This is a genomic window from Streptomyces sp. KMM 9044, assembly GCF_024701375.2.
In the GTDB taxonomy this organism is placed as follows: Bacteria; Actinomycetota; Actinomycetes; order Streptomycetales; family Streptomycetaceae; genus Streptomyces.
The window spans coordinates 1,767,639-1,779,580 of sequence record NZ_CP113910.1 but is presented as its reverse complement, the minus strand read 5'-3'; the positions used below and the strand labels follow the sequence as shown (position 1 = coordinate 1,779,580).

Annotated in this window: 8 protein-coding genes; 6 read left to right on the top strand and 2 right to left on the bottom strand. The window is 72.9% G+C overall.

The genetic code is table 11. From position 1 onward, the window contains the following. The first annotated feature begins 156 nt into the window (after nt 1–156). The 6 genes from HUV60_RS08025 to HUV60_RS08000 all read left to right on the top strand — a co-directional run bounded on the left by HUV60_RS08025 (nt 157) and on the right by HUV60_RS08000 (nt 5,182). Nucleotides 157–1,005: a helix-turn-helix domain-containing protein gene (locus HUV60_RS08025; protein WP_257848062.1), complete on the top strand. Its 849-nt coding sequence runs from the start codon at nt 157–159 to the stop codon at nt 1,003–1,005. A gap of 99 nt (nt 1,006–1,104) precedes the next feature. Then, on the top strand, nt 1,105–2,580 hold the full coding sequence (gene rimO, locus HUV60_RS08020) for a 30S ribosomal protein S12 methylthiotransferase RimO (RefSeq protein ID WP_257848063.1): 1,476 nt from the start codon (nt 1,105–1,107) through the stop codon (nt 2,578–2,580). Then, nucleotides 2,577–3,482, top strand: coding sequence for a CDP-diacylglycerol--glycerol-3-phosphate 3-phosphatidyltransferase (gene pgsA, locus HUV60_RS08015; protein ID WP_257848064.1), 906 nt, complete (start codon nt 2,577–2,579; stop codon nt 3,480–3,482). Before rimO ends, pgsA begins: the two co-directional genes overlap by 4 nt. Next, a complete protein-coding gene (locus HUV60_RS08010) occupies nt 3,479–4,024 on the top strand; it encodes a CinA family protein (protein ID WP_257848065.1) in 546 nt (181 codons plus the stop codon). Before pgsA ends, HUV60_RS08010 begins: the two co-directional genes overlap by 4 nt. Before the next feature lie 109 nt (nt 4,025–4,133). Beyond that, entirely contained in the window at nt 4,134–4,514 is a 381-nt protein-coding gene (locus HUV60_RS08005) for a helix-turn-helix domain-containing protein (protein WP_065001703.1), read from the top strand. Between the two features lie 197 nt (nt 4,515–4,711). Further along, entirely contained in the window at nt 4,712–5,182 is a 471-nt protein-coding gene (locus HUV60_RS08000) for a Dps family protein (protein ID WP_257848066.1), read from the top strand. 711 nt (nt 5,183–5,893) lie between these two features. On the opposite strand, the gene HUV60_RS07990 is transcribed toward HUV60_RS08000, so the two are convergent. Next, entirely contained in the window at nt 5,894–6,694 is an 801-nt protein-coding gene (locus tag HUV60_RS07990) for an Fpg/Nei family DNA glycosylase (RefSeq protein WP_257848068.1), read from the bottom strand. Nucleotides 6,695–6,976: 282 nt separating this feature from the next. Beyond that, on the bottom strand, nt 6,977–11,917 hold the full coding sequence (locus HUV60_RS07985) for an ATP-dependent helicase (RefSeq protein ID WP_257848069.1): 4,941 nt from the start codon (nt 11,915–11,917) through the stop codon (nt 6,977–6,979). Nucleotides 11,918–11,942 lie beyond the last annotated feature (25 nt).

Here is an 11,942-nt window from a genome sequence, read left to right as displayed (position 1 = left end):
TCAAGTTGAGGGAAACGACGAAAAGCAGTGCCGCCATCGGCGTGTCGGGCCATTCCGATGGCGTACAGAGCCCTACCGCCCGGTTGCCCCACCCTTCCGTCACCCCCCTAGACTGAACCTCCAGCACAGGTGGCTACACGCTCGAAAGGCGCCCCCGTGTCCATCGGCAACTCCCCTGAAGACGAGCGTCCGTCCGACGACGTGTCCGACGTGTCCGACGTGTCCGAGGAAGTCCGTCCCTCCGTCGGACGTGCGCTGAAGCAGGCACGCATCGACGCCGGCCTCACCGTCGACGCCGTCACCACCGCCACCCGGGTCCGTATCGCCATCGTGCACGCCATCGAGGCGGACGACTTCGAGCCCTGTGGCGGCGACGTCTACGCGCGCGGCCACATCCGAACCCTGGCCAGGGCCGTGCGCACCGACCCCGCCCCGCTGATCGCCCAGTACGACGCCGAACACGGCGGCCGTCCGGCGCCCACCCCGGCCGCCCCTCTGTTCGAGGCGGAGCGCATCCGGCCCGAGCGGCGCGGTCCCAACTGGACCGCCGCGATGGTCGCCGCGATCGTCGTCGTCATCGGCTTCGTCGGATTCACGATGGTCAACGGCGGCGACGGCGGCAAGGAGAACGTCGCCGACGGTGCCGCCACTCCGAGCGCGTCCGAATCCTCCACCCTCAAGTCCGGGAAGCCCGCCGTCCCCGAGCCGGAACCCTCCGACAGCGCCATCGCGGCCGCTCCGCAGGACAAGGTGATCGTCAAGGTGAGCGCCCCCGACGGGCGCAGCTGGATCTCCGCCAAGGACCACAGTGGCCGGCTGCTCTTCGACGGACTGCTCAAGCAGGGCGACTCCAAGACCTTCGAGGACAGCACGAAGATCAACCTGGTGCTCGGTGACGCCGGGGCGATCGACCTCTTCGTCAACGGCAAGAAGATCGAGGACGACTGGCAGCCGGGCGCCGTGGAGCGTCTGACCTACACCAAGGGCGACCCGCAGGCCGGATAGCGGTACGGCATCCGAAAGGGCGCTTCGTCGACGGGGCCGGCCAAGACCGGCCAACCCCGTCGGCGTGGGGTGCCGGCGGGACGAAGTAGTCTTGAGTCCATGCCTGATCGCCGCACCGTCGCACTCGTCACCCTTGGCTGCGCCCGTAACGAGGTGGACTCGGAGGAGCTCGCAGGCCGTTTGGAGACGGACGGCTGGCAGCTCGTGAAGGACGCCGAGGACGCGGACGTCGCCGTCGTGAACACCTGCGGTTTCGTCGAAGCCGCCAAGAAGGACTCCGTCGACGCTCTCCTGGAGGCCAACGACCTCAAGGGCCACGGGAGAACGCAGGCCGTGGTGGCGGTGGGCTGCATGGCCGAGCGGTACGGCAAGGAACTCGCCGAGGCGCTTCCCGAGGCCGACGGCGTGCTCGGCTTCGACGACTACACCGACATCTCGGACCGCCTCCAGACCATTCTGAACGGCGGCATCCATGCCTCCCACACCCCGCGCGACCGGCGCAAGCTGCTGCCGATCAGCCCCGCCGAGCGGCAGGCGTCCGCCGCGTCCGTCGCGCTCCCGGGGCACGGCCCGGTGGACCTGCCCGAAGGCCTCGCCCCGGCCTCCGGCCCCCGCGCGCCCCTGCGACGCCGGCTGGAGGGCACCCCGGTCGCCTCGGTGAAGCTCGCCTCCGGCTGTGACAGGCGCTGCTCCTTCTGCGCCATCCCCTCCTTCCGCGGTTCCTTCGTCTCGCGCCGTCCCGGCGACGTGCTGGGCGAGACGCGCTGGCTGGCCGAGCAGGGCGTGAAGGAGGTCATGCTGGTCTCCGAGAACAACACCTCCTACGGCAAGGATCTCGGCGACATCCGCCTCCTGGAGTCCCTGCTGCCCGAACTCGCCGAGGTCGACGGCATCGAGCGGGTCCGCGTCAGCTACCTCCAGCCCGCCGAGATGCGTCCCGGCCTGATCGACGTGCTGACCTCCACCCCCGGGGTCGCCCCGTACTTCGACCTGTCCTTCCAGCACTCCGCGCCCGACGTGCTGCGCGCGATGCGCCGCTTCGGCGACACCGACCGCTTCCTGGAGCTCCTCGACACCATCCGGAGCAAGGCGCCCGAGGCCGGCGTGCGCTCCAACTTCATCGTCGGCTTCCCCGGCGAGTCCGCGGCCGACCTCGCCGAGCTCGAGCGGTTCCTGACCCACGCGCGGCTGGACGCCGTCGGCGTCTTCGGCTACTCCGACGAGGAGGGGACCGAAGCGGCGACGTACGAGCACAAGCTGGACGAGGATGTCGTCGACGAGCGGCTGGCCCGGGTCTCCCGGCTGGCCGAGGAGCTCGTCTCGCAGCGCGCCGAGGAGCGGATCGGCGAGACCGTGCGCGTGCTGGTGGAGTCCGTCGACGAGGGAGAGGGTGTGTACGGCCGCGCGGCGCACCAGGCGCCCGAGACCGACGGCCAGGTGCTGCTCACGAGCGGCACGGGCCTGCGTCCGGGTCGTATGGTCGAGGCGGAGGTCGTCGGCACGGAAGGTGTCGACCTGGTGGCCGAGCCGCTGTTCCAGGGTTCGCCCGCGCTGAGCGAGGAGGCGGGCAGATGACGGGTGTCCCGGCATCGGCGGCGGGAGGCTCCCCCGGTGCGAGGAGGGCGGCGGCGAGTCCGGCCGGCCGTCCGAGGCCCGGCGGGACTCCTGGCGGTGAGGCCTCCTGGGCCCGTACCCCGGCCTCCGCGAGCGCGACCGGCAGTACCGCGGACAGTGTCCCGGGCGGTGTCCCGGGCGGTGTCCCGGTCACGGGCAGCACGTCGAACAGTGGTTCCCACGACGTTCCGGGCGGTGAGGGGCACGACGGCGTCGGGCGTGACGGCGACGGTCACCCGGCGCGGGGCAGGAAGATCACGGCGGCGGCCGTCAGCCAGGCCAGTGTCTGGAACATCGCCAACCTGCTCACCATGTTCCGGCTGGGGCTCGTCCCGGGCTTCGTCGTCCTGATGCTGGCCGACGGGGGGTACGACCCCGCCTGGCGCTCGTTCGCCTGGGCCGCCTTCGCCGTCGCCATGATCACCGACCTGTTCGACGGTCATCTGGCGCGTACCTACAACCTCGTGACCGACTTCGGGAAGATCGCCGATCCCATCGCAGACAAGGCGATCATGGGAGCGGCGCTGATCTGTCTCTCCGTGCTGGGCGATCTCCCCTGGTGGGTCACCGGAGTCATCCTCGGCCGGGAACTCGGCATCACGCTCCTGCGCCTTCTGGTCATTCGTTACGGCGTGATTCCGGCAAGCCGTGGCGGCAAGCTGAAGACCCTCACCCAGGGTGTGGCCGTCGGCATGTACGTACTCGCGCTGACGGGATGGCTGGCGACTCTGCGGTTCTGGGTGATGGCCGCGGCCGTCGTGCTCACGGTCGTGACCGGTCTTGACTATGTGAGACAGGCCATTGTGCTGCGCCGGCAGGGAATCGCGGAGCGGAAGGCCGCGTTGGAGGAGACGAGGGCGTGAGTTCTCCGGCCACCGAAGTGGTGCGAATACTCATGGTGAAGGGCATGACGCTCGCTGTCGCGGAATCCCTGACCGGCGGCCTGGTGGCGGCGGAGATCACCTCTGTCCCCGGGGCGTCCAAGGCCTTCCGGGGCTCGGTCACAGCCTATGCCACCGAGCTCAAGCGGGAACTGCTCGGCGTCGACGCCACCCTGCTGGCGCGGAGCGGAGCGGTGGATCCGCAGGTGGCGGCGGAGATGGCGGCCGGTGTCCGCAGGGCACTGGGTGCCGACTGGGGAATCGCTACCACGGGCGTCGCCGGCCCGGATTCCCAGGACGGACAGCCCGTCGGAACCGTCTACGTGGCCGTGAACGGGCCGTCGGGGCCGGCTTCGGGTTCTGCCGGTGGCGGAAAAGTGGAGTGCCTGCGGTTGAACGGTGACCGGGCGGAAATTCGTATGGAGAGTGTACGGAGCGTACTCGCACTGCTTCTTGAGGAGCTTGCGGGCGAACAGACCGGAAATGAGCGGGCACAGGATACGGAACGGAACGGGGGGTTTTGATGTTTACAGCCCAGAGTGAACACGACATCGCTCCCCGCACGGCCGCGGCGCAAGGCGGTACGGTGGGGCGAGAAGGATCCCGATACACGGCCCGAGGAGGGAGCCACCGATGATTCTGCTCCGTCGCCTGCTGGGTGACGTGCTGCGTCGGCAGCGCCAGCGCCAGGGCCGTACTCTGCGCGAAGTCTCCTCGTCCGCCCGAGTCTCACTCGGCTATCTCTCCGAGGTGGAGCGGGGGCAGAAGGAGGCTTCCTCCGAGCTGCTCTCCGCGATCTGCGACGCGCTGGACGTACGGATGTCCGAGCTCATGCGGGAAGTGAGTGACGAACTCGCCCTCGCCGAGCTGGCCCGGTCGGCTGCAGCGACCCCCAGCGAACCCGTACCCGCGCCGGTTCGCCCGATGCTGGGTTCCGTCTCGGTGGCCGGTGTGCCACCGGAGCGGGTGACCATCAAGGCACCCGCCGAAGCGGTGGACGTCGTCGCCGCTTAACGCGGTGTGGTGTGACAGGCCCCGGTCGGGGCTCTTCCGGGAGTTCCGGAGGGGCGTCGCCGGGGTTTTCGCTTGCCCGCGTCCGGTGGCCGAGCCTTCTCCGGTTCCCGCCCGTGCGTGCGTTTGCCGGTCCGAGGCGTGACCGCCATGGTTGAGGGAACGAGGGACCATGCGGGGGATCAGCAACGGAGGTGCGGATGTACGTCGTGAAGAGCCCATTGTCCGACGGGGACCTGAAGACCGTGTCCGAGGCTCTCCAGGGAGCCCTTGTCGATCTGGTGGACCTCAGCCTGGTGGCGAAGCAGATCCACTGGAACGTGGTAGGGCAGCGTTTCCGTTCCGTACACCTGCAGCTCGACGAGGTGGTCACTCTCGCGCGGACGCACGCCGACACCGTGGCGGAGCGCGCCGCGGCACTGGGCGTCTCACCCGACGGGCGCGCCGCTACGGTGGCCGTCGGCAGCGGCATCGGGGTGACACCCGAGGGCTGGGTCGACGACACGGCCGCGGTGGGCGCCCTGGTGGAGGCGCTGGGCGCGGTGATCGCGCGGATGCGCGAACGGGTCGGTGCGACCGGCGAGGCGGACCCGGTGAGCCAGGACGTCCTCATCGCGGTGACGGCGGATCTCGAGAAGCAGCACTGGATGTTCCAGGCCGAGAACGGGTGACGTGGCCCCGGCCCGCTGCCCCGAGCGGCAGCGGGCCGGGCCGGGCGGGCGCGCAGCACGCGAGGCCCGCGGAACGCGCGGAGTCCCGGGGACGCGTGGGAGCGCCGGTGCGGCGGCCGACGAGGGGCGTGATGCGTCCGTGTGCCGTCGGTGCGCCCTGGCCGCCCGGGTGAGCCGCCTCATAGCGTCCGGCTGGAGGTGGAGGCCATGAGGGCGCGGGCGGTTCGCTGGGGTGCTCGAGGTGCTGTGCTGGGGCTCGGGGCCCTGTGGTGGTGGGCCGTGACGAGGCTGGTGCTCGTGCCCGACGCCGGAGTGCCGGCGGCGGCGCTCGCGGCCGGTGGCTGGGGACTGAGTCTGCTTCCGGTGCACTGCATGCCGAAGGGCCGGGCACAAGGAGCCCTTGCTGACGGGCGGTGGCGGCGGGTCCGGACCCGGAGAGCGGGAGCGGGAGACGACAGCTCGGCCGCGGGCATCGCGGCCGGAGACGGCTCGCCGCCCGCCCCCTCGTCGGGGGGCACTTCGCCCCAAGGCGTCACCAGGACATCGCCACACCTTCGTTCGGGCGGAGAGCCCGGCCCGTGGTGAAGGCCGCTGCGTCGCGGCCGATGCCGCCGGTGGCACCGGGGACGGAGGGGGTGTGGACGGTGAGGTTGTACGGCGCGGGTGCCGTGCGGGACCGTACGAGAGAACCTGACGAGGCGGGTTGCCGGTTCAGGAGCCGGGGGCGGGGCCCTGCTGGCAGGCGGGGCACCAGTAGGTGGGGCGGTCGCGGGAGCCGTCGCCCTGGTCGGCCCGGCGGATCAGGGCGCGACAGCGCAGGCAGGGGCGGGCCGCGCGGCCGTAGACGAACAGGTTCTGGTCGCGGCGGCCGGTGGTGCTGCGGACAGGGCGGTCGCGGTTGTGCTCCAGCAGCTTCCTGGCGAGTTCGGGCAACTGCGCGGCGCGTTCGGCGGGCAGGTCGCCGAGGGGGAGCCAGGGCGTGACGCCGAGCAGGAAGCAGAGCTCGCTCTTGTACACGTTGCCGATACCGGCGAGGTTGCGCTGATCGAGGAGGGACTCGCCGAGCGGGCGGGCCGGGTCGCGGAGCAGGTTGGCCAGTGCCAGGACGGAGTCCCAGTCCGGGCCGAGGAGGTCGGGGCCGAGGTGGCCGACCACGCGGTCCTCGTCCGTGGTGCGCAGGAGTTCGAGGACGGGCAGGCGGTAGCCGACGGCGGTGCGGTCGGCGTTGCCCAGGATCGCGCGGATCTGGTGGGCGGGGCCGCCGCTCCAGCTCCGTCCGCTCGCGTAGACCCGCCAGGAGCCGTCCATCCGCAGGTGCGAGTGCAGGGTCAGACCGCCCTCGACGCGGGTGAGGAGGTGCTTGCCGCGCGGTGTGACGTCCAGGACGGTGCGGCCGGTGAGGTCGGCCGTGGCGAACCGGGGCACCCGGAGGTCGCTGCGGGTCAGCACCGTGCCCGCGAGGGCGCTGTGCAGCCGCTTCGCCACCTGCAGGACGGTATCTCCTTCGGGCATGGGCCAAGGGTGGCATATCGGCGTGCGGTGGCCGGGGGAGCGTGTGGCCGGATGGGTTGCCGGGGCTGTCCGGCTGGGGTGAGCCGGGTTCGGCCCGGTTCTCCGCACGCAAGGAGGAGGAAGCCGAATCGAGGAAGGCCCCTCACGGGCCGGGCACGATCCCTCCCGCTCGAGTGGACCCGAGCGGGAGGGAGTGCGTGCCACCTCGTTCGCCCGGAATGATCGGCCGGACGGACCGAGCAGACTCGAGCGGGGCCGTGGGCGGCCGGCAGGACCACCGGGTCAGGCGCGGAGGCGCAGACCTCTGGGGGTGGCGACGAAGCCGGCGGCCTCCAGGAGCGCCCCGAGCGGGGAGGTCAGGGCCGGGGCGCCGTTGACCCGCTCCACGGTGACCGTGCCCAGGGAGCCTGCGCGGGTGGCCCCGGCGAGGGCCTCCGCCGCGGCGGGGAGACGGGGGTCGTCGGCGGGTTCGCCGTCCGGGTCCGCAGGCCAGGCCAGCACCGTCCTGCCACCGCGCTCCACGTAGAGCGTCAGCTCACCGTCGACGAGGACCACCAGCGAGCCCGCCTTGCGCCCCGGCTTGTGTCCGGCGCCCGTCGGGGGCTCGGGCCAGCCCAGGGCGGCGCCGTACGCGTTCGCGGGGTCGGCGGCAGCCAGGACCACGGCCCGCAGGGCGCGCTCAGGGCCGGTGCGCCGGCCCGCGAACGGATCGTACGACGGGCGCGCCCCCTGCTGCCAGGGCCCGGGAGCCTGCGCGGCGAGGTCGCGCGGGGAGACGTAGTCGCCCGGCGACGGCCGTGGGTACGGTGCCCGGTCGCCGCCGTCCGGGAGGTGCGGGAAGCCGTCGTGGCCGGGGGCGGGCTCGGGAGAGCCGTCGGCGGAATCGACGGGCGGAGCGAAGCCGTGGAGAGCGAGGGGACCGGTGCCGCCACCGAAGGAGTCCTCCGGGCCGGGCCCGGACAGGGCGTCGCCCCGCTCGCGGGCGCTGGCCGCCGCGCGAAGGCGGTCCACGGCGCCGTCCACGGCGAACTGGGCGGCCCCCAGCCCTTCCACCACATAGCCACGACGGGCCTGCCCGGTCTCCTCGAAGGCCGACAGCACGCGGTAGACCGCGGAGAAACCGCCCTCGACGCCCTCCGCCGCGACCGCGCCCCGGGTGACCACGCCGTGCCGGTCGAGCAGGATGCGGGCCAGCGCGTGGGCGCGGACCGTGGGATCGGTCTCCCGGTCCGGCAGCAGCGACCAGCGACCGGCCACCGTCGGAGGGCCGGTACGGGAGGTACCGCGGGCGGTTGCCGTGAGCGAGCCGTATCGCCCGCGCGGGGCCGGGCGCTTCGCACGGTGGGCGGTGGAGCCCGCGGTGCGGCCCGAGCCCAGCAGCGAGCGCAGGGGGGCGAGCGTGTCGTTGGTCAGCCGGCCGGACCAGGCCAGGTCCCAGAGGGCGTCGGCCAGCTGGGGGTCAGTGGCCTCCGGGTGGGTGGCGGCGCGGACCTGGTCGGCGATCTGGCGGAAGAACAGCCCGTAGCCGCCGGAGAGGGCGTCGAGGACCGACTGGTGCAGGGCGGTCGTCTCCAGGGGGTGCGGTGGTGGCAGCAGCAGGTCGGCCGCATCCGTGAGGTGGAGGGAAACCCAGCCGTCCTTGCCCGGGAGGGAACCGGCACCCGCCCACATCACCTCGCCGGTGGCCGTGAGCTCGTCCAGCATCGCCGGGGCGTAGTGCGCCACCCGGGAGGGCAGGACCAGCTTCTCCAGGGCGGACGCGGGCACGGCCGCACCCTGCAACTGCTCGATCGCCCGCACCAGACCGTCGACGCCGCGCAGCGTGTGCCCCCTGCCGATGTGCTGCCACTGGGGGAGGAACTGGGCGAGCGCGGCGGGCGGCACCGGTTCCAGCTCGTGCCGCAGGGCCGCCAGGGAACGGCGGCGCAGCCGGCGCAGCACGGCGGCGTCGCACCACTCCTGGCCGATCCCGGCCGGGTGGAACTCGCCCTGGACGACCCTGCCCGCCGCCGAGAGCCGCTGAAGGGCGCCCTCGGTGACCGCCACGCCCAGCCCGAAGCGGGCCGCGGCCGTGGCCGACGTGAACGGGCCGTGGGTGCGCGCATACCGCGCGAGCAGGTCGCCGAGCGGGTCCTTGACCGGTTCGGTGAACGCTTCCGGCACACCGACCGGCAGCGCCGTGCCCAGCGCGTCGCGCAGCCGCCCGGCATCCTCGATCGCCGCCCAGCGCTCGGTGCCGGCGATGCGGACCCGGATCGCGCGGCGTGCCGAGGCCAGGTCCGCCGCCCACCGCGGCTCGGCGCCCCGCTCCGCCAGCTCGGCCCCGGTGAGCGGGCCGAGCACGCGCAGCAGGTCGGCCACGCCCTCCGCGTCCTTGACCCGCCGGTCCTCGGTGAGCCACTCCAACTCACGCTCCAGCTCGGTCAGCACCTCGGCGTCCAGCAGCTCGCGCAGCTCCGCCCGGCCGAGCAGTTCGGCCAGCAACCGCGAGTCCAGCGACAGGGCCGCCGCGCGGCGCTCGGCGAGCGGGGAGTCGCCCTCGTACAGGAACTGGGCGACGTACCCGAACAGCAGCGAGCGGGCGAAGGGGGACGGCTCGGGGGTGGTGACCTCGACGACCCGCACCTTGCGGGACTCCAGGTCGCCCATCAGCTCGACGAGCCCGGGGACGTCGAAGACGTCCTGGAGACATTCGCGGACCGCCTCCAGAACGATCGGGAACGAGCCGAACTCGCCCGCCGCCTGGAGCAGCTGGGACGCACGCTGACGCTGCTGCCACAAGGGGGTGCGCTTGCCGGGGCTGCGGCGCGGCAGCAGCAGCGCGCGGGCGGCGCACTCGCGGAAGCGGGACGCGAACAGCGCCGAGCCGCCCACCTGGTCGGTGACGACCTGGTCGACCTCCCCCTTGTCGAAGAGGACGTCCGCCGCTCCCAGGGGCGCCTGGTCCGTGTCGTACCCGGTACCCGCGCGCACCGGCTCCTGGTCGAGCAGGTCCAGGCCCGTCAGGTCGGCGTCCGGCAGGCGCAGCACGATGCCGTCGTCGGCGTGCATCACCTGGGCGTCCATGCCGTACCGCTCGGAGAGACGCGCCCCGAGCGCGAGCGCCCACGGGGCGTGCACCTGGGCGCCGAACGGGGAGTGCACGACGACCCGCCAGTCGCCGAGCTCGTCACGGAAGCGCTCCACGACGATCGTGCGGTCGTCCGGGACGTGGCCACAGGCCTGGCGCTGTTCGCCGAGGTAGGACAGCACATTGTCCGCGGCCCAGGTGTCGAGGCCGGCGGCGAGGAGCCGAGGACGCGCCTCCTTCGGAGACAGCGAGCCGACCTCACGCAGGAAGGCGCCCACCGCGCGGCCCAGCTCCAGCGGGCGGCCCAGCTGGTCCCCCTTCCAGAACGGGAGACGGCCCGGCACGCCCGGGGCCGGGGAGACCAGCACCCGGTCGCGTGTGATGTCCTCGATGCGCCAGGAACTGGTGCCGAGGGTGAACACATCGCCGACGCGGGACTCGTAGACCATCTCCTCGTCGAGCTCGCCGACCCGTCCGCCGCCCTTCCTGGGGTCGGAGCCCGCGAGGAACACCCCGAACAGGCCCCGGTCGGGGATGGTGCCCCCGGAGGTGACGGCGAGCCGCTGTGCCCCGGGGCGGCCGGTGATCCCGCCCGTGACCCGGTCCCACACCACGCGCGGGCGCAGCTCCGCGAACGCGTCGGAGGGATAGCGTCCGGCGAGCATGTCCAGTACGGCCGTGAAGGCCGACTCGGGCAGGGAGGCGAAGGGCGCGGCCCGGCGGACCAGCGCAAGCAGGTCGTCGAACTGCCAGGTGTCCATGGCCGTCATGGCGACGATCTGCTGGGCCAGGACGTCCAGCGGGTTCGCGGGAACGCGCAGCGACTCGATGGAGCCCGTCCGCATCCGCTCGGTGACTACGGCGGCCTGGACGAGGTCGCCCCGGTACTTCGGGAAGACCACCCCCGTGGAGACCGCTCCCACCTGATGCCCCGCGCGGCCGACCCGCTGGAGCCCCGAGGCCACGGAGGGCGGCGACTCCACCTGGACCACCAGGTCGACCGCGCCCATGTCGATACCCAGCTCAAGGCTGGATGTGGCCACCACCGCGGGCAGCCGGCCCGCCTTGAGGTCCTCCTCGACCTGGGCGCGCTGCTCCCTGGACACCGAGCCGTGGTGCGCGCGGGCGATGACTGCGGGTGCGCCCCGGGCGGCTTCGGAGCCGCCCATCAGCTCGGCGGGGGAGTGGTGCTCGTCCAGGGGCTCGCCGGTGGCCCGCTCATAGGCGATCTCGTTGAGCCGGTTGCACAGGCGCTCCGCGAGACGGCGGGAGTTCGCGAACACGATCGTCGAACGGTGGGACTGGACCAGGTCGGCGATCCGCTCCTCGACGTGCGGCCAGATCGACGGGCGCTCCGCCCCCCCGGCCCCGCCCGAGCCGTCCGTCGCCGGAGAGCCGCCCAGCTCCCCCAGATCCTCGACCGGGACCACGACGGACAGGTCGAACTCCTTGCCCGAATCCGGTTGGACGATCTCCACCTTGCCGCGCGGGGACAGGAAACGGGCGATCTCGTCGACCGGACGGACCGTCGCCGACAGGCCGATACGGCGGGCCGGCCGGGGCAGCAGCTCGTCCAGCCGCTCTAGGGACAGCCCCAGATGTGCCCCGCGCTTGGTCCCGGCGACCGCGTGCACCTCGTCCAGGATGACCGTCTCGATGCCGGTCAGCGCGTCGCGTGCGGCTGACGTCAGCATCAGGAACAGGGACTCCGGGGTGGTGATCAGGATGTCCGGCGGGCGGGTGGACAGGGCCCGGCGCTCGGCGGGAGGGGTGTCGCCGGAACGGATCCCGACCTTCACCTCGGGCTCGGGCAGCCCCAGGCGCACGGACTCCTGGCGGATGCCGGTCAGCGGGCTGCGCAGATTGCGCTCGACGTCGACGGCCAGAGCCTTGAGGGGGGAGACGTACAGGACGCGGCAGCGCTTGTGGTGGTCCGCGGGCGGGGGCGCGGCGGCCAGCTGGTCCAGGGCCGCGAGGAAGGCGGCCAGCGTCTTGCCGGAGCCGGTGGGGGCGACCACCAGCACGTCCGAACCCTCTTGGAGAGCACGCCACGCGCCTGCCTGGGCCGCGGTGGGCGCGGCGAACGCCCCCGTGAACCAGCCGCGGGTCGCGGCGGAGAAGCCGTCCAGGGCCGGGTGCGGAGTACTCAGCATGCGTCCATCCTGCACCCGGACACTG